This window comes from Loktanella sp. IMCC34160 (assembly GCF_004145845.1).
In the GTDB taxonomy this organism is placed as follows: domain Bacteria; phylum Pseudomonadota; class Alphaproteobacteria; order Rhodobacterales; family Rhodobacteraceae; genus SELP01.
Map to the genome: position 1 here is coordinate 60764 of NZ_SELP01000001.1, position 20656 is coordinate 81419.

21 protein-coding genes and 1 tRNA gene are annotated in these 20656 nt (G+C 63.0%); 9 read left to right on the forward strand and 13 right to left on the reverse strand.

The genetic code is table 11. The features are described from left to right. Nucleotides 1-29: 29 nt before the first annotated feature. The 8 genes from EU803_RS00370 to ttcA all read right to left on the reverse strand — a co-directional run bounded on the left by EU803_RS00370 (nucleotide 30) and on the right by ttcA (nucleotide 7972). Nucleotides 30-536 (reverse strand): histidine phosphatase family protein, encoded by a 507-nt coding sequence (locus tag EU803_RS00370; RefSeq protein ID WP_129678873.1) that lies wholly within the window; start codon nucleotides 534-536, stop codon nucleotides 30-32. Beyond that, the gene (locus EU803_RS00375) at nucleotides 533-1171 is read right to left on the reverse strand and encodes a ferredoxin (protein WP_129678874.1); all 639 of its coding nucleotides are present in this window, start codon (nucleotides 1169-1171) and stop codon (nucleotides 533-535) included. Before EU803_RS00375 ends, EU803_RS00370 begins: the two co-directional genes overlap by 4 nt. Continuing rightward, on the reverse strand, nucleotides 1168-2046 hold the full coding sequence (argB, locus tag EU803_RS00380; protein ID WP_129678875.1) for an acetylglutamate kinase: 879 nt from the start codon (nucleotides 2044-2046) through the stop codon (nucleotides 1168-1170). The genes EU803_RS00375 and argB overlap by 4 nt, the downstream gene beginning before the upstream one ends. 39 nt (nucleotides 2047-2085) lie before the next feature. Beyond that, nucleotides 2086-2736 carry a ribosome biogenesis GTP-binding protein YihA/YsxC gene (gene yihA, locus EU803_RS00385; protein ID WP_129678876.1) on the reverse strand — a complete coding sequence of 217 codons (651 nt, stop codon included), beginning with the start codon at nucleotides 2734-2736 and terminating at the stop codon, nucleotides 2086-2088. Between the two features lie 2 nt (nucleotides 2737-2738). Beyond that, on the reverse strand, nucleotides 2739-3494 hold the full coding sequence (locus EU803_RS00390) for an MOSC domain-containing protein (RefSeq protein WP_129678877.1): 756 nt from the start codon (nucleotides 3492-3494) through the stop codon (nucleotides 2739-2741). Beyond that, on the reverse strand, nucleotides 3494-5341 hold the full coding sequence (gene yidC, locus EU803_RS00395) for a membrane protein insertase YidC (protein ID WP_129678878.1): 1848 nt from the start codon (nucleotides 5339-5341) through the stop codon (nucleotides 3494-3496). The genes EU803_RS00390 and yidC overlap by 1 nt, the downstream gene beginning before the upstream one ends. 172 nt (nucleotides 5342-5513) lie before the next feature. Continuing rightward, nucleotides 5514-7040, reverse strand: coding sequence for a bifunctional diguanylate cyclase/phosphodiesterase (locus tag EU803_RS00400; RefSeq protein WP_129678879.1), 1527 nt, complete (start codon nucleotides 7038-7040; stop codon nucleotides 5514-5516). A 65-nt stretch (nucleotides 7041-7105) separates the two neighbouring features. Then, complete coding sequence (ttcA, locus tag EU803_RS00405; protein WP_129678880.1) at nucleotides 7106-7972, reverse strand: tRNA 2-thiocytidine(32) synthetase TtcA; 867 nt, start codon at nucleotides 7970-7972, stop codon at nucleotides 7106-7108. 119 nt (nucleotides 7973-8091) lie between these two features. Here ttcA and EU803_RS00410 point away from each other — a divergent pair, with 119 nt between their 5' ends. Next, complete coding sequence (locus tag EU803_RS00410; protein WP_129678881.1) at nucleotides 8092-9036, forward strand: alpha/beta hydrolase; 945 nt, start codon at nucleotides 8092-8094, stop codon at nucleotides 9034-9036. Between the two features lie 50 nt (nucleotides 9037-9086). Then, nucleotides 9087-9620: a DUF3833 family protein gene (locus tag EU803_RS00415; RefSeq protein WP_129678882.1), complete on the forward strand. Its 534-nt coding sequence runs from the start codon at nucleotides 9087-9089 to the stop codon at nucleotides 9618-9620. On the opposite strand, the gene EU803_RS00420 is transcribed toward EU803_RS00415, so the two are convergent. From EU803_RS00420 to rpmH, 4 genes are all read right to left on the reverse strand, one after another. Beyond that, nucleotides 9617-10564 carry an NAD(P)-dependent oxidoreductase gene (locus EU803_RS00420; RefSeq protein WP_129678883.1) on the reverse strand — a complete coding sequence of 316 codons (948 nt, stop codon included), beginning with the start codon at nucleotides 10562-10564 and terminating at the stop codon, nucleotides 9617-9619. The two genes, EU803_RS00415 and EU803_RS00420, sit on opposite strands and share 4 nt — an antisense overlap. Nucleotides 10565-10649: 85 nt before the next feature. Continuing rightward, entirely contained in the window at nucleotides 10650-10871 is a 222-nt protein-coding gene (yidD, locus tag EU803_RS00425; protein ID WP_129678884.1) for a membrane protein insertion efficiency factor YidD, read from the reverse strand. Next, nucleotides 10868-11188: a ribonuclease P protein component gene (gene rnpA / locus EU803_RS00430; protein WP_242494270.1), complete on the reverse strand. Its 321-nt coding sequence runs from the start codon at nucleotides 11186-11188 to the stop codon at nucleotides 10868-10870. The genes yidD and rnpA overlap by 4 nt, the downstream gene beginning before the upstream one ends. A 98-nt stretch (nucleotides 11189-11286) precedes the next feature. Further along, nucleotides 11287-11421: a 50S ribosomal protein L34 gene (gene rpmH, locus EU803_RS00435; protein WP_026757035.1), complete on the reverse strand. Its 135-nt coding sequence runs from the start codon at nucleotides 11419-11421 to the stop codon at nucleotides 11287-11289. 293 nt (nucleotides 11422-11714) lie between these two features. Between rpmH and EU803_RS00440 the strand changes: the two genes are divergently transcribed. The 7 genes from EU803_RS00440 to EU803_RS00470 all read left to right on the forward strand — a co-directional run bounded on the left by EU803_RS00440 (nucleotide 11715) and on the right by EU803_RS00470 (nucleotide 19578). After that, nucleotides 11715-12452, forward strand: coding sequence for a TVP38/TMEM64 family protein (locus tag EU803_RS00440; RefSeq protein ID WP_129680105.1), 738 nt, complete (start codon nucleotides 11715-11717; stop codon nucleotides 12450-12452). After that, nucleotides 12449-13813, forward strand: a complete 1365-nt coding sequence (locus EU803_RS00445) for an FAD-dependent oxidoreductase (protein ID WP_129678886.1) — start codon at nucleotides 12449-12451, stop codon at nucleotides 13811-13813. Before EU803_RS00440 ends, EU803_RS00445 begins: the two co-directional genes overlap by 4 nt. Before the next feature lie 19 nt (nucleotides 13814-13832). Then, nucleotides 13833-15218 (forward strand): HAMP domain-containing sensor histidine kinase, encoded by a 1386-nt coding sequence (locus tag EU803_RS00450; protein ID WP_129678887.1) that lies wholly within the window; start codon nucleotides 13833-13835, stop codon nucleotides 15216-15218. A 75-nt stretch (nucleotides 15219-15293) separates the two neighbouring features. After that, nucleotides 15294-15370, forward strand: a tRNA-Arg gene (locus tag EU803_RS00455). Between the two features lie 131 nt (nucleotides 15371-15501). Continuing rightward, complete coding sequence (locus tag EU803_RS00460) at nucleotides 15502-16779, forward strand: DUF6538 domain-containing protein (RefSeq protein WP_129678888.1); 1278 nt, start codon at nucleotides 15502-15504, stop codon at nucleotides 16777-16779. A 241-nt stretch (nucleotides 16780-17020) separates the two neighbouring features. Then, complete coding sequence (locus EU803_RS00465) at nucleotides 17021-18361, forward strand: tyrosine-type recombinase/integrase (protein ID WP_129678889.1); 1341 nt, start codon at nucleotides 17021-17023, stop codon at nucleotides 18359-18361. Further along, on the forward strand, nucleotides 18358-19578 hold the full coding sequence (locus EU803_RS00470; RefSeq protein ID WP_129678890.1) for a site-specific integrase: 1221 nt from the start codon (nucleotides 18358-18360) through the stop codon (nucleotides 19576-19578). The genes EU803_RS00465 and EU803_RS00470 overlap by 4 nt, the downstream gene beginning before the upstream one ends. A 270-nt stretch (nucleotides 19579-19848) precedes the next feature. Here the strand turns inward: EU803_RS00470 and EU803_RS00475 are convergent, their stop codons facing one another. Beyond that, complete coding sequence (locus EU803_RS00475) at nucleotides 19849-20283, reverse strand: hypothetical protein (RefSeq protein WP_129678891.1); 435 nt, start codon at nucleotides 20281-20283, stop codon at nucleotides 19849-19851. Nucleotides 20284-20656: the final 373 nt, after the last annotated feature.

The following is a 20656-nucleotide window of genomic DNA, read 5'->3' on the forward strand; positions in this document are numbered from 1 at the left end:
GGCCATCTGGCCCGCCCTTTTTCGTTGTCCTAACCGATCAGGTCACGGGGGGTCGTGAAATCCACCACCCGCCCGGTGCCGGGGCGCACATCGGCCCAGCTGTCGGCGTCAAAGTCAAAGATGGTCGTCGCCGCAGTTGGATAGTCGTGGAATCGAGGATGGGCCGGGGGCGTGGCCGCCAGCCCAGAGGCGAAATCCCCGATACCCGGATTGTGCCCAACCATCAGGACCGTGTCGGCCCCGGCCATGGCCAGAGTTGCCAGCATCCGGGTGGCGGGCGCATGGTACAGCCGGTGGAAATACTCGGCCTGTGGCGGGTCGGGCAGTTCCGCCGCGATCAGCGCCCAGGTTTCGGCCGTTCGCACGGCATCGGAACACAGCACTTCCTGCGGCAGGTAGCCATTGCTGGTCAGCCATTTGCCGATCGCGGTGGCCGATGCCCGGCCGCGTGCATTCAGCACCCGGGCGTGATCTTCGGCGAGGGGATCGTCCCAGCTTGATTTCGCATGGCGGGTCAGGATCAGGCGCAGGGTCATCGGTGAAACCGTCCCATGTGATAAGCGGATTGTTCGGGCAGTCGCCGGTCTTGCCCGACCGGACAAGCGCGACGCACAAGGCAGCCCCGGGTCAGGCAGTCCGCCCCCTCTGTTGCGTCCAGATGTGCGTGGCATGCAGGCACGTCATATCCCGCGTCCGTCAGGGCGCCCACGGGGCAGGCGGCAAGGCAGGGTTGCGCGCAGGTATCGCAGGGGCGGGTTCCGGAGTTGGAGGGCAGGGCATAGGGCAGGGCGATGGCGCCCCTAAAGGAAATGAACAAGCCTGCAACGTCGTGGACGAGCAGGTTCACTGGCGAGGCCCAGCAGCGCCCGCTTTGCAGCGCCCATGTGAAGAAGGGCGCGTAGGGCGGCCCATCGCTGGGAAAGATCGCGGTGCCGCCCAGCGTCTGCGCCAGACTGCCGATGATCCGCTTGGACCAGCGGTCAATCGGATCGGACCGCCCGTCCTGCCATTCGGGGCTGTCGGTCATCCGGGGCCAGAAGGCGGGTTCGTCCGGGGCCAGAAGGATCAGGCTTTGCGCGCCTTTGGGAAGAGTCTCGACCCCGCCGACGACCCCGGCCACCATAAGGTGGTTGCGGGCGGCCCGGGCCTCGATCTCGGCCAGCGGCGTCATCCCCGGCGGGGCTTTACGCTTGGTTCCGTGGACCGGATGATCGACCCGGCACCGTGTTCGGTGAACAGTTCAAGCAGCGAGGCATTGGGCAGTCGACCGTCAAGGATGACCACGGCGCGCACGCCCTCCTCGATCGCCTTGAGCGCGGTTTCGGTCTTGGGGATCATGCCGCCTGCGATCACGCCCTTGGTGGTCATGTCGCGCACCTGATCGGGGGCCAGCTGGGTCACCACTTCGCCGCTGTCGTCCTTCACGCCCGCGACGTCCGTCAAAAGTAGAAGGCGGTCGGCCTTCAGCGCCCCGGCAATGGCACCGGCGGCGGTGTCACCGTTGACGTTGAAGGTTTCATTGTCGGCCATACCGGTGGCAACGGGGGCCACAACCGGGATGATTCCGGCATTGAACAGGTCGCGCAGCACCTGCACGTTCATTTCCACGGGGCGTCCGACAAATCCCAGTTCCGGGTCGTCGGCCTCGCAGACGATCATGTCGTCGTCCTTGCCCGACAGGCCCACGGCGCGGCCACCCTGATCGTTGATGGCCTGCACGATACGCTTGTTCACAAGGCCCGACAGGACCATTTCAACCACTTCAACGGTTGCCTTGTCGGTGACGCGCTTGCCCCGCACAAAGTTCGATTCGATCCCCAGTTTGCCCAGAAGATCGTTGATCATCGGGCCGCCGCCGTGGACGACGACGGGGTTCACGCCGACCTGCCGCATCAGCACGATATCACGGGCGAAATCGGCCATGGCCTTATCGTCGCCCATGGCGTTGCCGCCGAATTTGATGACGACGACCGCGCCGGAATATCGCTGCAAATAGGGCAGCGCTTCGGAAAGGGTGCGGGCGGTGGCGATCCAGTCACGGTTCATGTTCTGCGTCCTCACGGGCGTCTTGTCCTTGTTCCTGCGCTAGTCCAGCGCGGCGATGATAGCGCGAAGCGTCTCGATCCCATCGCCTTTTTCCGAACTCGTCAGGACGATTTCGGGAAAGGCGGCGGGGTGGCGGTTCAGGGCTGCACGGGTCTTGGTCAGGCTGGCATCCAATTCCGATTTACGGACCTTGTCGGTCTTGGTCAGCACCGCCTGAAAGGCCACGGCGGATTTGTCCAGCAGGCTCATGATCTCTTCATCGACGGGTTTTACCCCGTGCCGTGCGTCGATCAGGACAAAGGCGCGGCGCAGGGTCGGACGGCCCGACAGGTAGGATTTCAGCAGGCGCTGCCATTTTTCGACAACGGCCACCGGCGCATTGGCAAAGCCATAGCCGGGAAGGTCCACCAGGTACCGTTCGTCGCCCAGCCCGAAAAAGTTGATCTCTTGCGTGCGCCCGGGCGTGTTCGACGCCCGTGCCAGCCCCTTGCGCCCGGTCAGCGCGTTGATCAGCGAAGATTTCCCGACGTTCGACCGCCCGGCAAAGCAGAACTCGATCCGGTCGGCCGGGGGCATCCCGGACATCGCCACGACACCTTTCAGGAAATCGCAGGGCCCGGCGAACAGCTTGCGCCCGGTTTCCAGTGCGGCATCGCTTGGTGTTTCCACCTCGGGAAAGGGGAGTTGCATGGTCAAAGAACCTCCAGCGGGTCGCCAACCCGGATGTCGCCACCCGTGGTGACCTCGGCATAGACCCCGAAATTCCGGTGGCCCCAGCCGTCTTCCAATGTGCCCAGCGTATCGGTATCGCGCTTGCCCGTCACGGGGTTCGCGGCGGTGTGCAGGCAGCGCACCACCTCTTCGCGGATGGTCAGGGCCGCAGCGCCGATCCGGATGCTTTTCCCGATCCACTCCCGCTCTTCCCATGGGGCAAGCCCGTCGACCCAGATGTTGCCGCGCCAGCGCTCTTCCTCGATCGGGCGGCCCAGTCGCTGCGACACGGCGCGGTGCGAGGCCCGGTTCATGATCGTGACCGAGGGGAAATCGGTATCGGTCCAGCCGCGGCCACCCTTGGTGCGGACAATGGCAACCGGGCGGGCCCGGTCAGCGGGACACAGCGGCGCTGTCCACGCGGTAAGGGTGCTGCTGGCGTCGGGCGCGTCGGGATCAAAAGTAAGGCTGCCAAGATCCTGATGGGTCAGCGTGATCTGCCCGGTGGCTTCGTCCAACCGGGCGTTGATCCCGGCCAGACCCGGCGTCCGGGTTCCGATCATAAAATTCTGACAGGAGATCCAGCCGCTTTCGGGGTCGTCGCGCGTGGCGTCATGGGTCACGGCCCAGGTCCGGTCCCAGGGCAAGGCCTGACCGGCGGTCAGGGTGACGCCGGTCAGGGGCTCGCGCCCGTGGCTTTTGATCGGGTGCCGCCACAGCGCGGCGACAGCCGCCATCACTTGTCGCCCGGCTTCTTGGTGCTGTTCGCCGCAGCCTGCGCCGGCTTGCGGCGGAAGCTTGCGATGATGTTGCCAAAGACGTCGGGCCGGTGCCCGTGGCTGCGCATGATCGTGTACTGCTGAATGAAGGTGATCACGTTGTTGGTGATCCAGTACAGGACCAGCCCGCTGGCAAAGCTGCCCAGCATGAACATGAAGACCCAGGGCATCCAGGCGAAGATCATCTTCTGCGTCGGATCGGTGGGCGCCGGGTTCAGCTTTTGCTGAAGCCACATCGAAATACCCAGCAGGATCGGCAGGATGCCGAGGCTGAAGATTTCGAGGAACCCAAGGTTCGGGACACTATGGGGCAGGATGCCGAACAGGTTGAAAATGGTGGACGGGTCGGGGGCGGACAGGTCCTTGATCCAGCCCACCCATGCGGCCTGTCGGATCTCGATAGTGTTGAAGATCACCTTGTAAAGCGAGAAGAAGATCGGGATCTGGATCAGGATCGGCAGGCAGCCCGAAGCCGGGTTCACCTTGTTGTCCTTATACAGTTTCATCATCCCTTGCTGCATGGCCTGCCGGTCTTCGCCAGCGCGTTCCTTCAGCTTCTCCATCTCGGGCTGAAGTTCCTTCATCCGCGCCATGGAAACATAGGATTTATAGGCCAGCGGCAGCACGATGATCTTCAGCACAAGGGTCAGCGCCATGATCGCCCAACCCATGTTGCCGATCAGCCCGTGCAGCCAGTGCAACACGGCGAAGATGGGTTTCGTCAAGAAGAAGAACCAACCCCAGTCGATGGCGTCGATGAAGCCACGCACGCCTTCTTCGCTTTGGTAGTGGCGGATGGTTTCCCATTCCTTGGCGCCCACGAACAAGCGGGTCGCAACGGATGCAGATGCGCCAGCCTCAACCGCCTCGACCGGCATGACGGCCTCTGCCTGGAACAGTTCCCGGCCCTCGAAATAGCGAGAGTTGGATTGGAACGGCGTGCCTTGCGCCGGGATCAGCGTGGTCAGCCAGTAGTGGTCGGTATAGCCGATCCAGCCATCTTCGGTGACCTCGATCCGCTCCATCTGGCTTCCGTTGACTTCGGAATAATCCTCGATGGCGTTGTATTTCTGGACATCCAGCGTCCCGTCGGACAGGCGCACAAGGCCTTCGTGCACGACGAAGACGCCGGTCAGGTCGTCGGGCCGGGTCACCCGCCGGATCAGGCCGTAGGGGCGCACGCTAACAGCGGCGCCGCCTGCGTTCTCCACGTCCTGCGTGATGGTGAACATGAACTGGTCGTCGATTTCGTAGGTCTGGCGGAAGATCTGGCCGGCGCCGTTGTCCCAGACGAGCGTCACCGGGCTGTCCGGGGTCAGCGTGTCGCCACTTTCCACCGTCCAAACCGTGTCGGGGGTCGGAACGGCGCTGCCTTCAACACCGTCAACCGCGGCCCAGCCGAAGGAGGTGTAATAGGCGTCGTTCTCGCCAACCGGCTTCAGCAGGCGAACCGTTTCCGACTCCGGGTCCAGTGTTTCGCGGTATTGCGACAGGTAGACGTCGTCGATCCGGCCACCGAGAAGCGAGATCGACCCGGTCAGTTCCGGGGTCTCGATGGCGATGCGGGCAATCTCGGCCTCGGCATCCGCGGTAGCTTCGGCACCGGGGGCCGTGGCCGCCGTGTCGGTGCCGCCCGTGGCTGTCGGCGTCAGGGCATCGCCGGCACCGGGGGCGATCGTGGCGGTGGCCACATCCTCTTCGGTCGGGGTGACCGGGGTTTCCGGCGGGAAAAGCCAGAACCAGACAAGGATCACGAGGAAGCTGAGTCCGGTTGCGAGGATGAGGTTCTTGTTCTGATCGTCCATCAAAGCCGCCATGAGGTATGGATAGGTCAGGCCGGTTCAACAGGCCGAAACCCCAAAGGTCAAGCGGTTTTCAGGGAAATCGGGGGCAAATGCCCCGGCGGCGGCGATTGGTCGCCCGACGGGTGCCCGGCGCCTGTCCCGACGGTCTGCGCCGCAGGCCGTCGCGGCGAAATCAGATCGCCTTGCGACGGAAGGGAATCGCCCCGGACTGCACCGCGCAATAGCGGGTGATCCAGGCGTCGACCTCTTCCGGGGGAAGCGGACGGGCGACGCCGAACCCTTGCAGGTGACCGCAGCCGAGTTTGGCCAGCATCGCCTGTTCTTCAGGGGTTTCGACCCCTTCGGCGAGGGTATCAAGGCCGAGTCGGTCGGCCATGGTCAGGATCGCGGACACCATTTTCTGTTGTTCGGGGTCGGCGTCGATATTGGTCACGAATGACCGGTCGATCTTGATCCGCTCGATCGAGAAATTTCGGATCGAGGTGATGGAGGCATGTCCGGTGCCGAAATCGTCAAGATCGAGGCTGCAACCAAGGCGTGACAGGGATTTCAGGTTGCGCACGACGATGTCTTCGGCGTGGTTGGCCACAACGGTTTCCAGAACCTCGACAGCCAGCCGTTCAGCCTGAAGGTTGAACCGATCCAACTCCCAGGCGATCCGGTCGACAAGGCGGGGGTTGCGCAGCTCCTCGTTCGAGAAATTGACGCCGACGCGGGGAATGTTGAACCCGGCCTCGTCCCAGCGGCGCAGCGCGGTCAGGGCATCATGGACCATGATCTCGCCCAGCTTATCCATCAGGCCCGCCTGCTGCAGCGCCGGAAGGAATTCCACCGGTGGGATCAACCCGCGGCCCGGATGTTGCCAGCGGGCAAGGGTTTCGAAGCCGGTGATCGCACCGGTCCGCGACGAGACCTGCGGCTGGAAATAGGCCCGAATTTCGCCCCGCTCCATCGCGGTGGCGACGTGGTCGGTCAATTCATTGCGGCTGCTGATCCGGCTTTGCATCGCCTCTGAAAAGCTGCGGATCGCGCCGGGGGCATAGCGCTGCGCCTCGATCAGGGCGCTGGTGGCACTTTGCAGCAGGTTTTCCGGGGTTGGACTCGACAGGCGGGACGCAAGGCTAAATCCGATCGAGGCCGTCACATAGACATTCGCCCCGTCAATGGCGATTGGTTCTGCGATGGCCTGTTGCACCCGCGCGGAAAGCTGGATCGCCACTTCGAGGTCGAGGCGCCGGACAGGGCATAGCGCAATGGCAAACGTCGGACCTTCAAGCCGCGCGGCAAGGTCCGTATCCCGCAGCACAAGGGTCACACGCTCTGCCGTTTGTTTGAGGATCTGTTCGATGGCGGCCCGGTCATGACGTTCTTCCAGCAGCTTGAACCGATCGATTTCAAAGACGAGGGCCCCTGTCACATGCCCATTCTTTGCCGAACGGGCCAACCCGCATTCCAGCCGTTCAATAATCGCTTCGCGCTGGGCCAGCCCGGTAACCCGGTCAATGGCCCCGCTTGAAAGCGCGAGGTCGGAGGGGACCGCCACCGCCAGTAGAACTGGCACGATGACCGCCGCGGCGATCACACCTGTCGTCCCTGCCGACAGAAAGGCCGCCAGCAAGGTCAGCGGAAGCAGCGCAAGCAGATGGGGACGACGCAGGGTTCGAAGCGGGGTGAGCAGGTTCTGAGCAGTTATTGCCATCTCTCGGCCTTCTTGGGGTCGGTCCTGAATACCCGAACCCTAGGGGCCGAAACCTGAGGGGTCTGTTAACGTAACAGCGGAATTTCGTTAGAATTTTCCGTTTTCCGGTCAGAAATCGTCAACGCCTTGAAGTCGAAGATCGCCGGGTCGAGCAGGTGCGATGGCCGCGTGTTCATCAAGGCGCGGAACATCTTTTGCCGCCGTCCGGGGGCGTTCTTTTCCCAGCCGTCAAGAATCGCCTTTACCTGTTGCCGTTGCAGCCCGTCCTGCGATCCACACAGGTCGCAGGGGATGATCGGATAGTTCATCGCCTTGGCGAACTTCTCGCAATCGGCCTCGGCCACATGGGCCAGCGGGCGATAGACGAAGAGGTCGCCTTCCTCGTTCACAAGCTTCGGCGGCATCGTCGCAAGGCGCGATCCGTGGAACAGGTTCATGAAGAAGGTTTCAAGGATATCGTCGCGGTGATGGCCCAGAACCACCGCCGAACAGCCCTCTTCCCGTGCGATCCGGTACAGGTTCCCGCGCCGCAGCCGGGAACACAGCGCGCAATAGGTGCGCCCTTGCGGCACCTTGTCGACAACGATGGAATAGGTGTCCTGATATTCGATCCGGTGCGGGACGCCCATCTTTTCAAGGAACTCCGGCAACACGGTCGACGGAAACCCCGGTTGACCCTGATCGAGGTTGCAGGCCAGCAGGTCCACCGGCAACAGGCCGCGCCACTTGAGTTCATTGAGGATGGCCAGAAGCGTATAGCTGTCCTTGCCCCCCGACAGGCAGACGAGCCAACGCGCATCCCGTTCGATCATCCCGTATTGGTCGATCGCCTCGCGCACGTTCTGGACGATCCGTTTGCGCAGCTTCTTGAACTCCGTCGATTTCGGAGCCCCGTGAAACAGCGGATGGATGTCATCAAGATCGTCAAGCATGGCGCGGGATTAGTGCAGTTGGGGCGTTCCGGCAAGGGGCGGCGGCAGGGGCCGGAATACCTGACTAGGCGGTTTGGGCGGGAACCGGCATTCTGGGACCAAAATGGGGGGACCGACCGATGGACTATGTTTTCTGTGTGCGCAGTATCAAGAACGGGGCGTTCGGGGACGAACCGGGCGCCACCCATTTCCTGAAGGTTCCGGCCGGCAAATCGCCCGATCCGGCCCATAAGATCGCCAAGTCGACGTGGTTCAAGGAGGTGCAGCAGATTGCCCGCCACGGCCCGCAGGACAATGGCCCGGTCGGGGATGTGCTGATCTATGTGCACGGTTTCAACACGCCGCAGGACGTGATGATGGAACGGCACCGCAACCTGCGCGCCGGGCTGGAGGCGCAGGGCTATGAGGGAGCGGTGATCAGCTTTGACTGGCCCTGCGCCTCTACCGCGCTGAATTATCTGGAGGACCGGACCGACGCCAAGATGACGGCGATCCGGCTGGTGGACGAAGGCATTGCCGCCTTTGCCGCGATCCAGCGGCCAGACTGCCGGATCAATGTGCATCTGATGGCGCATTCCATGGGCAGCTATGTTGTCCGCGAGGCCTTCGACGACGCGGACGACCGCCCCGGCGTTGCGGCGCACAGCTGGTCGGTCAGCCAGGTCATCCTGTGCGGGGCGGATATTTCGGCCGGGTCGCTGGAGGACGGAAACGCGAAATCGTCGTCGCTCTACCGGCATTGCGTGCGGCTGACGAACTACTTCAATCCCTTTGACGATGTCCTGAGCCTGTCCAACGTCAAACGGGTCGGCGTTGCGCCCCGCGCCGGTCGGGTCGGGGCACCGGCGAATGTGCCGCGCAAGGCCGTGAACGTGAACGTCGGCAATTGGTATGATGCGCGCAAGGCGAACTTTGGCGGCGTGAAAAGCGCGCCGCACACGTTCTATTTCTATGACCCGGATTTCCTGCGCGATGTCTTGTTCACCCTGCGGGGCGATATCGACCGCAAGCTGATCCCCGGACGTGCGATGGGGTCCGAGGGGAACCTTGTGCTTCTGCCCTGATTGGTCCGAAGCGGAATCGGTCGCGTATCAGAACCAAACAGGAGTTTCTGATGCGCATCCTTCTTGCCTGCCTTTTGTTCCTTGCTGCCTGCACGGGAAAGCCGGATCTAGACGATCCCGCCCTGACCGATCGGAAGCTGAACCTGGAAGAATTCTTTGACGGTCGGATCACAGCCTACGGCCAGTTTCAGGATGTCCTTGGGACCGTGCGCCGATCTTTCGTTGTCGAGATCGAAGGGGACTGGGACGGCGAGCGCCTGCGGCTGGTCGAGGATTTCGTCTATGAAGACGGGGCGACCGAGCAAAGGGTCTGGACCCTGACGAAGACCGGGGAAGACACCTGGCAAGGAACCGCGCCGGGCGTTATCGGCACCGCATCGGGCGTGGAAGACGGGAACCGGTTCAACTGGGTCTATACGATTGACCTGCCGATCCCCTCTGCCGATGGAACCGTCGATACCATGCGCGTCGATTTCGACGATTGGATGTGGCTGCTCTCCGATGACCGGTTGTTCAACCGCGCCTATGTGGAGCGGTTCGGCGTGGTCATCGGAGATGTCAGCATCATGTTCGAGAAGCACTAGCGGCCGGGGGGAACCACCTCGTAGCCCGGCTCTTCCGGTTCGTCGTCGATCAGTTCCATCGGGAACCCATCGGCCAGAACCTTTAGCCCGGTCGCTTCTTCCAGCCGCTCGACGATCTTGTCCGATTGCGCGCGGGTGCCATAACGTTTCTGCCCGTCGCTCATGATCTCGATCATCAGTGGCGAGATTTCCAGGGGCACGTTGTGATCGTCGGCGATCTTCTGGAAGAGGCCGATGTCCTTCTGAACAAGGTCCATGGTGAAATTCACGTCGCGCGATCCCGACAGGATCAGCTGGCTTTCGGTTTCATGGACGAAAGAGGTGCCAGAGCTGATCTTGATCGCCTCGTAGGTGGTCGCCATGTCGAGGCCTGCCGCCTTCATTGTCACCAGCGCCTCGCACAGGGTCAGAAGGTTCGCGGTGGCAAGGTAGTTCGTCATCACCTTCAGGATCGAGGCGGTGCCGAGATCGCCGGTGTGCAGGACGCGGCGGCCCATGACTGTAAGGAAGGGCAGGATCCGCTCGAAGGTGTCGCGCGGGGCGCCACAGAAGATCGAGATATTGCCGGTGTCCGCCCGGTGGCACCCGCCCGATACGGGGCATTCGACCGCCGTGCCGCCGCGCGCCTCGACCTCTTTTGCAAGGCGCTGAATCTCGCTGGCGTCGGTGGTGGACATTTCCATCCAGATCTTGCCGGGGCCGACCTCGGGCAGCATCTGGGTGACGACGGCGTCGGATGCGGCGGGCGAGGGCAAGCAGGTGATGACCGCGTCGCAGACCCGCATCAGCTCGGCCGGGCTATCTGCCGATTTCGCGCCGCGGGCAACGAAACTGGCGACCTTTTCGGCGTCCAGATCGTGCACCGTCAGGTCCATCCCGTTGCGCAGCAGGCTGCCGGACAGTTTGCCGCCGACGTTGCCCAGCCCGATAAAACCAACTTTCATGTATTCCTCCCGTTCGTGGTTGCCCGCACCCGAACAGGGAAAACCGACCGCGTCTAGCCTGTCTGCGCCTCAATCCACATAGAAATCAGTCTGGCACATTGTCGATGCCGGACCCGCCCAGCGGATGGCAGCGCAGGATGCGGCGGGCGGCAAGATAGCCCCCTTTGATGCCGCCGTGCTTTTCCAGCGCCTCCAGCGCATAGGCCGAACAGGTCGGCTGATACCGGCAGCCGTGCCCGACCCAGGGCGAAAACACCATCCGGTAGAATTTCACCGGCAGTGACAGGGTCCAGGCAAGGGGGCTCATCCGTGCACCTTTATCAAGGCGCGGATCAAATCATCCTGCATCTGGGCAAAGTCATAGGTTGCGGTCACGTCGCGGCGGCCGACCAGCACATAGTCCCAGCCGGGACGGGCGTGCGCCGGAAGAACCAGCCGGGCAATTTCGCGCAGCCGCCGTTTGGCCCGGTTACGCGCGACGGCATTGCCGACCTTCTTGGAACAGGTGAACCCGATACGGACGGTGGGTGCATCGTCCTTGCGGTCACAGGCCTGAAGGTGGAACGACGGCGTGCCCTGTCGCAGCGCCTGTGCCGCGCGCAGGAAATCCGCCCGTTTCTTCATGACCTGGGGACGAAGCAAAACCGCCGCGGGCGAGGCCCCGGCGGTTTCGGTCTTTTCCACATCCTGCGGTGTCATGTCTGACCCCGCGCCAAGCGGCATTACGCGCTCAGCGATTTCCGGCCGCGGGCGCGACGGGCGTTCAGGATCTTCCGGCCGGCCTTGGTGGCCATGCGGGCGCGGAAACCGTGGCGGTTCTTGCGAACCCGGTTCGAGGGCTGGAACGTGCGCTTCATCGCGTCTCTCCGTATTCATCGTTGGGGCCAAACCAATCAGATTCGAGGCCCGGGGCATTCGAAGCCCTGCCAATAAGGCGGCACCGGCAGGCTGTCAACATGGGCGACGGGGAAATCCTGCAACATTTGCCGATTCCACCCGCGCCGATTGTTACAGGAATGGGGAGACGACCCGCAATTCCTGAAACAGCCGTTCACCACCTATCACCGAATGGTGAGGAGGCTTCCCGTGCTGGACCTTGGCGGTCATCTAGGGCCCTATCAAACAACGCGTAGGACAGAACATGGCCGAGATGACAGACCCGACCGAGCCCACCCAACATCCCTTGCTGCGGCGCTTGCCGCTGATCGCCATCGTTGCCGCTGCGGTCTTCGGGGCAATCTACCTGCGCGATTACCTGAGCTTTGAAGCGCTGCGCGACAACCGCGAGGCGTTGATCGCCTTTCGGGACGCCAATTATGCCCTGACGGTTCTGGCGTTCATCGCCGCCTATGTCGTCATCGTGGCCTTCTCGCTTCCCGGGGCGACCATCGCCACGCTGACCGGCGGGTTCCTGTTCGCGACCTTCCCCGGCGCATTTTTCAACGTCACCGGGGCCACGATCGGCGCGGTGCTGATCTTTCTTGCGGCGCGTTGGGGATTGGGCGACCGGCTGGGCGCGAAACTGGAAGGGTCCGATGGCGCGGTGAAGCGAATCAAGGACGGGATCGACGAAAACCAGTGGTCGATGCTGTTCCTGATCCGACTGGTCCCGGCGGTGCCCTTCTTTGTCGCGAATCTTGTGCCGGCCTTCCTTGAGGTGCCGCTTTACCGCTTTGTCGTGTCCACCTTCCTTGGGATCATTCCCGGTGCGGTCGTCTATACCAGCGTCGGTGCGGGACTTGGCGAAGTCTTCGCACGGGGCGAGACCCCGAACCTTGGGATCATATTCGAACCCCATATCCTGTTGCCCATTCTTGGCCTGTGCCTGCTGGCGGCCCTGCCCATTGTGATCAAGGCCGTGTCGGCCCGGAAAGGAGCCCGGAAATGAATCGGATCAAGACAGATATCTGTGTGATCGGGGCCGGATCGGGTGGGCTTTCGGTTGCGGCGGGCGCGGTGCAAATGGGAGCCTCGGTTGTGCTGATCGAAGGGCACAAGATGGGGGGCGACTGCCTGAACTATGGCTGTGTTCCGTCAAAGGCGCTCCTGGCGGCCGGCAAAATGGGCTTGGGCTATGCCGAGGCGAAGGACCATGTTGCCAGCGTGATCGACACAATCGCCCCCGTCGACAGTCAGGAACGGTTCGAAGGGCTGGGCTGCACCGTCATCCGCGACTACGGGCAGTTCATCAGCCCGCGCGAGGTGCAGGCGGGCGACACGATCATCACCGCCCGCCGGTTCGTGATTGCGACAGGGTCGTCGCCCTTCGTGCCGCCGATTCCCGGGCTGGACGATGTCACGGTTCACACCAACGAAACCATCTTTGACCTGCGCGAAAAGCCCGATCACCTGCTGATCATAGGGGGCGGGCCGATCGGGATGGAAATGGCGCAGGCGCACCGGCGGCTGGGGTGCAAGGTCACGGTCATCGAAGGGGCCAAGGCGCTGGGCAAGGACGACCCGGAGCTGGCCGCGATTGTGCTGGACCGGATGCGCGCCGACGGGATCGAGATTGTCGAAGGGGCACAGGCCGAAAAGGTCAGCGCCGAGGGTGGTGTTACGGTTCACACGACCAAGGGCGATTTCACCGGATCGCACCTGCTGATGGCGGTGGGCCGCAAGGTCAACATCGACAAGCTGAACCTTGGCGCGGGGCAGGTGGCCCATGACCGGCGCGGGATCGACGTGGATGCGGGTCTTCGGTCCCGCTCGAACCGCCGCGTTTATGCGATTGGCGATGTGGCCGGCGGGCTGCAATTTACCCATGTGGCGGGCTATCACGCGGGGGTCATCATCCGGTCGATGCTGTTCGGCCTGTCGTCAAAGGCCAAGGTAAGTCACATCCCCTGGGCAACCTATACCGACCCCGAACTGGCGCAGGTCGGCCTGACCGAGGCCGAGGCACAGGCCAAATACGGTGACCGTGCCGAGGTCGCCCGGTTTGAGTTCCACCATAACGACCGGGCCATTGCGACTGGCCAGACTACGGGGCTGATCAAGGTCATGGTGGTCAAGGGGCGGCCCGTTGGTGCCTCGATCGTCGGGGCGGGTGCGGGTGAATTGATCGGCCTCTGGGCCATGGCCCTTGCCAACAATCTGAAAATGTCGGCCATTGCCGGAACGGTTCTTCCCTATCCGACCATGGGCGAGATTAACAAACGTGCCGCAGGTGCCTATTTTAGTCCAAGGCTGTTTGACAGCCCCATGGTAAAACGAGTGGTAGGGTTCGTGCAGCGCTGGCTGCCCTAGGTCCCTTCGCGGAGGTGAGATGTTCAGAACCCTGTCCGGTCGGTTCCTTGTCTTGACGGTCATCTTCGTGATGCTGGCCGAAGTGATGATCTTCGTGCCTTCCATCGCGCGGTTCCGGCAGGACTATCTTATGAACCGGTTGGAACGGGCGCAGATCGCCTCGCTCTCGCTGGAAGCGGACGACATGATCACGCCCGAGCTTGAGGCCGAACTTCTCAAGAATGCGGGGGTCTTCAACGTTGTCTTGCGCCGCAACGAGGTTCGGCAACTTGCCCTGTCGTCCCCCATCCCGGCCCCGATCGAGGCGACCTTCGACATGCGGGGCACGCCCGGCTGGATGCTGATCCGCGACGCGATGAACACCCTGTTCAACCCCGGAAACCCGATCATCCGGGTAATCGGCAACCCGGTTCAGGATGGCGGGTTGCTGATCGAGGTCACCATGGAGCAGGGGCCGCTGCGCGCGGCGATGATCGATTATGGGCTGAACATCCTAGCCCTGTCGGCGGTGATTTCTGTGATGACCGCCAGTCTGCTGTTCTTTGCGGTGCAGATGTTGCTGGTGAAACCGATCAAGGGCGTGGTGCGGCACATGCAATCCTTCGCGCAGGCCCCGGAAGACGCCCGGCGGATAATCGAACCCAGTGCGGGTGTCACCGAACTGTATGAGGCCGAAATGGCGCTGCACGACTTGCAGACCCAGCTTGCCGCCGCGCTAAAGCAGCGCGAACGGCTGGCCCAGCTTGGCGAAGGCGTTGCGAAGGTAAGCCATGATCTGCGCAATATCCTGACCTCGGCCCAGTTGTTCACCGACCGGATCGAGGCATCGGAAGACCCCATCGTCAAACGCATGGCACCCAAGCTGGTGAATTCCATCACTCGCGCGGTCCATCTGTGTGAAAGCACCCTTGCCTTTGGCGGCGCCAAGGAACCGCCGCCCCGCCTTGAGAGGATCCGTCTGGCCGAGGTGGTGGCCGAGGTGATCGACAGCGAACGGCTTGCAGCGGGTGACCATGACTTGTCTTTCTCGGAAGACATTCCCGCCGATCTGATTGTCAGGGCGGATGCCGAACAGCTCTACCGCGTCATCGGCAACCTTGTCCGCAACGCGCGGCAGGCCATCGTCGCGACCGGGGAGAGCGGCGAAATCAGCGTCCACGCCCATGAAGACGAAGACCATTGGTGGATCACTGTGGCCGATACCGGGCCCGGTCTGCCGCCCAAGGCCCGCGAACACCTGTTCCAGGCCTTTCAGGGTGGCACCCGGAAAGGCGGCGCCGGGCTGGGCCTTGTGATCGCGGCAGAGCTGGTCCGGGGGCACGGTGGACGGCTGGAACTGGGGCGCACCGACGAGACCGGAACCGTCTTTGCCATTTGCCTGCCCAAGGCCGGGATGGCCGGTTAAGGTCTGTCCGAAATTTCTTGCCAAGCCCCCTTGCATTGGCCGACCCATAGGGCTACATCGCGCTCACTCTACTGCGGACTGGTAGCTCAGTTGGATAGAGTACTTGACTACGAATCAAGGGGTCGGGGGTTCGAATCCTCCCCAGTCCGCCAGATATCCCCAAAAACTTGAGAAAACGCGTTATTTTTAGGGGATTCCTTAAAGTTGCGACCCATTTTGCAACCCATTTTGCGACCCATTTGCCGTCTTGCGCCACGGCTTTGCTTGAATGTATGCCGGTCGTATGACCCTGATTCAGCGCGGAAAGAGCAAGACGTTCCACCTGCTGCGGCGCGTTCCAACGCGATACGCCGAAGTAGATTCACGCGAGAAGGTCTGCATATCCCTTCACACCGATAGCAGACGGGAAGCTGAAACGCGGGCCGCCGGGGCCTGGTCCGGCTTGATTGAAAGTTGGGAGTTGCGGCTGCGAGGCCGGAGTAACGACGCAGAGGAAAGCTACAAAGCGGCGAAGGAGATCGCGAGATCGAAGGGCTTCCGGTTTATGCCAGTCAAGGAGGTGGCGGAGCTACCAATCGACGAGATCATTGACCGCGTGCTGGCGACCATCGGGCCGAACGGGAAGCCATCTATCGAAATTTCGAAGGGCACCCTTGGCACCGCCCGTGCCCCAGAGATAACCGTGTCACGCGCGCTCAAAGCTTTTTGGGATCTGGCGGCCGACCGAACCCTTGGAAAGAATACGGACCAGATCCGGCGATGGGAGAACCCGCGAAAGAAGGCGGTGGCAAACTTCATTAAGGCCGTCGGCGATATTCGGATCGACCATATCTCCGCCGACGACATGCTCGACTGGAAGGAATGGTGGCTTGACCGCGTGCGGTCTGGCGAAGTCACCGCGGGGACCGCGAACAAGGATTTTGTTTACTTCGGCGATATCATGGAGACAGTGAACCAGGGCAAGCGTCTCGGTATCGCGCTTCCTGTGCGCGGCTGGAACATTCGGAACCGCGAGGATCGGCCGGAGCGTCCGGCCTTTTCGACAGATTGGATCAAGGAGAAACTGCTGGCGCCTGACGCGCTGGCCGGGTTGAACCCGGACGCCCGCGGGCTGGTCATCGGGATGATCAACACAGGCTACCGGCCCTCCGAAGGTGCTTGCCTGACATCGGCGCAGATCCGCCTCGACGTCAACATCCCCTATATTTCGATTGAACCGGTTGGGCGCACATTGAAGACCAAGCAGGCCAAACGGAAGATCCCGCTTCTTGGTGTAAGCCTCGAAATCTTCCGGGAGTTCCCCAACGGGTTTGAGCGCTACCACAAGAGCGGGAACGTCTCGAACACGATCAACAAGTATCTGACCGAGAACGGGCTACGCGAAACCCCGGCCCATTCCCTTTACAGTCTCAGGCACTCGTTTCAGGAACGCATGATCGCGGCCAGGGTCGATGACCGGATCAGGCGGGAACTCTTCGGCCACCGGCTGACCGAAGAGAAGTATGGCGACCCCGGTCTTGATGTGAAGCGGGATCAGTTGCGGGCCGCCGCTATCTATTGATTTGCCAGTTCTTGTGCTTGGACAAGTTCTGCGAGGCGTGTGTAGCCTTAGGAGGTCCTCTGGACCGGGGTTTGGTCTTTTGGGACCTGTGCTAACCTGATGCAATGATTGGAGCTTTGGTCTCTCGCTCAGCCTGAGTGGCGATTGAGCGGGTCCGGTTTTCTCTGCTTCCCCGCGTTTCCTGGGTGCTTCCCCGGGTTTTGCGTGGGCTTGTTTCCTGAAGCGGAGAAGGATTGCCCCAATGGCACAATCACAAAGTAGAACCCGCGCAGCGCAGTGGGCGAAGACCCCTCAGACCCGGCCAGACAGACGGGACGCGTTTATCTGGGACACGGAGGTTCCGCAGCTGGCCGAGCGTCGGCGCGGCGCGGCCCGCAGCTGGATCGTCCAGACACGCGCGGGCGGGCGCAGCCTGCGCCGCAAGATCGGCGATGTGGAGGAGATGCCCGTAGAGGTCGCCCGGGCGCTGGCCCGCGAGGCGCTGGCAGAGATCGCGGCGGAGGGAGGACTTGGCCTCTCCCCTGCCGAGACCATCGCCAGCTTCGCGCCCCGGTTTCTGGAAGACTGCGCCGGACAGTGGAAGCCAACAACCCTGGCGTCTCACCGGCTGTGTTTCACCGGACAGATCCTCCCCGGTCTTGGAGAGGTCTGTGTCGCGGAGCTGACCAAGGCGCAGGTGATCCAGTGGCGCGACGGGCTGACTGTCGCCCCCGGCACCCGCAACCGGGCGCTGGCGGTGCTCTCGTCGATGATGCGCCATGCGGAGCTGTTGGGTCTGCGCCCCTCCGGTGCAAACCCCTGCGCCGGGCTGCGGCGGCACAAGTCCGACTTTGCCGCCGACTATCTGGACCCTGCAGGATATGCGGTTCTGGGCCGGGTGCTGGACCGCGCCGCCGAGCGGTATCCTTTGGCCGTACCCTTCGTCCGCTTCGTGGCCCTGACCGGCTGCCGCAAGAGCGAGGCGATGGGGGCCACATGGGACCAGCTCGACCTGACCCGCGCGGGCGGGCGGCTGGCGCTGCCCGATGCCAAGTCCGGGCCAAAGGCGCTCTGGCTCGGACGTCCGACCCGGGCGCTGCTGGCGGGCCTGCCCCGGCACGGGCGGGCGATCTTCGCGGGCGAGGACCCGGCGGCGCTGGAGGCTGAACTGCGCCCGCTCTGGCGGGAGCTGCGCAAGGCGTTGCGCCGCCCCCGGTTCCGGCTGCATGACCTGCGCCACAGCGCGGCCTCGGTCGGGATCAACCGCGGCTTCTCGCTGCAGGTGATCGGCGGGCTTCTGGGCCACGCGGACCTCGACAGTACCGCGGGCTATGCCCATCTCGATCAGGGGCGGATGGTTGCGGCGAGCGAGCGGGTGGGCGCGCATCTGAGCCGCGCCTTTGCCAGACCCCGGACTGGCGGGGCACCGCCCCCGCGCGCCGCCCGGCGCAAGACGCTGGCGGCACCGGGGCCAGAGGACTACGCGGCCTTCGCAGAGAGCGGCGATGGGCTGCACGGCTTCTGTGCTGCCCGGAAGATCGACCCGCGGCTGTTCCACGCAGGGCTGAAAGACTGGCAGAAGAGCGGGAGGACCACGTCATGACCGCCCGCTCCCTCCTGACCCCGCACACCCTCGCCAGCCTGCGCCCGGCAGAGAAGGAATACACCCTTGGCGACGTGCAATGTCCCGGCCTTGGCCTGCGGGTCCAGCCCGGCGGCACCCGGTCCTGGGTGCTGTCGAAACGGATAGATGGAAAGCCCCGGCGGATCACCCTCGGGACCTGGCCCGAGATGTCGCCCGAGGCAGCGCGGGCGGCCTTCCACGCAAAGATCGCCGCGTTGACGCCCCCGGCCTCCCCCACGGCAACGGGGGCGGGAACGCGGCGGGGCAGTCCGGCGCTCCGGTCCCGGATCGCCCCGCCTACGCCGGTCTTTGCAGAGCTGGTGGCCCGCTTCATGGCGGAGCGCGGCAAGGGGTTCAAACCCTCCAGCATCGTTCCGCTTCGCGCCTATCTGGACTCCCAGCTCCTGCCCGCTTTCGGCAAGACCCCGGTCGGGGCCATCACCCCGGTGCAGGTGGCCGAGTGGTTCCACCTTTACTCCCGCACCCGCCCCGGCGGGGCCAATCAGGCGCTGGGGCACTTCGGCACCATCTTCAACTGGGGCAAGGCGCAGGGCTATCTGCCCGAGGACCTGCCCAACCCGGCCACCCCCATACGAAGGAATCGCCGACAGGCGCGGGGGCGCATGCTCAGCTTTGACCAGATCCGGGCGCTGGCCCGCGAGATCGACCGCGAACGGGGGGCGCATTGGCTGGCGGCGCAGGCGCTCCGGCTGATCCTGCTTACCGGTTGTCGCCGGGGCGAGATTCTGGGGCTGCGCTGGTCCGAGGTCCTAAAAACCAAGCTGGCGCTCTCGGACGCCAAGACCGGGCCGCGCGACGTGCTCCTCAGCGCGCCTGCGCGGGACACGCTCGACGCGCTCCGGCGTGAGACCGGCCATCAGCGGTTTGTCTTCCCCTCGCAGAAGTCGCGGTCGGGCCGCGTGGTAAGCATCGCCGGGGTCTGGGCGCGGCTGCGGCAGGCGGCCGGGCTGCCCGAGGACATCCGGATCCACGACCTGCGGCACACCTACGCCTCCCACGCGATCCTCGCGGGCGAAAGCCTGCCCACTGCGGGCAAGCTCCTGGGCCACAAGACGCCGCGCACCACCAAACGCTACGCCCACCTCGACGGCTCAACCCTCAGCAAAGCCGCCGACACACTGGCCAAGGAGATCGACCGGATGATGCGGGGCGAGGCCGAGACGACAAAACGGTGAAAGTGCACCACAAAGTCAAGGCGGCCCGGCAAAAGCCGGGCCGCTTGAAGCCATGAGCAAGGGAGGATCAAGGGGGGCAACGGGTTCTGGCAACTGGCCGTCCCAAGCGCATACGGCAAGTGGCTCAGAACGCAGCTCGAAGCTGTCGGCTGACGTCAGCTAATACGTACTAGTACGTCCGCTTTGGGGCCGTCCAAACCAAACAGATAGAAGAACGGCCCTGAATCCGAAGCTGATCATCACTTGCGACCAGAAGGACTCCTCTAGCTGTTAGCTATCGTTGCTAGGATTATGGAAGATGATCCGACCAACATTGTCACCCACAACACAGGTCTGATTTCCGATTACGACACGTTCTGTCGCACGAAGTGGGCCGACCCCGTTGGCACGGGCTTCTTGCATATCGCTGCATGGTTGGAGCTGAACTCGCTGATAGCCCTTCGAAATCATGCAGGCTTCGAAATTACGTACACGTGTTGCGGCGTTGGCATCCTGCGCGGCGTAGACCCCAGTCAACAACGCGACTGCGATCTCTGCTCCAGGGCTTCGGTTTACAGGCACTTCTTGGGTGGCCTTGGTTTCACAGTAGGCCCGGTCACGCTCATAGTCAGCGTAGCGCATATTTTGCTTCACAAATGCTTCTTGTGCAACGCATCCGCTCAGCAAGATCATTGCCGAACCCGCTGCCAAAATCGTTCTCTTCATAGTGGTAGATTTCCTTTCAACACATCTGACTAAATGCGGCCATAAAGAGCGATTCAATTCGCTCAACACCACTGGCAGACCAAGGCATTTTCCCTGTCAGGTCAAGCTTGTATGGCTCGAACATCGAAAACTCTCACACTGTCTCCATTTTGATAGATTGACAATTCTAGGTTGTTCGCACTTTCTTCTAGAGAAGCCCTTTGGAAGAAATCCATGCGTCATTTGGTTCACTATTGTGCGGCAATGGCAGCGGCCCTATCGATTTCTGCTCTGATACCACAACCTTCATTTGCCCACAGCGGTGGCCTCAACGCCGCAGGTTGCCATGCAGGGAGTCGTCCCTATCATTGCCATCGCAGTCCAAGTGAGATGG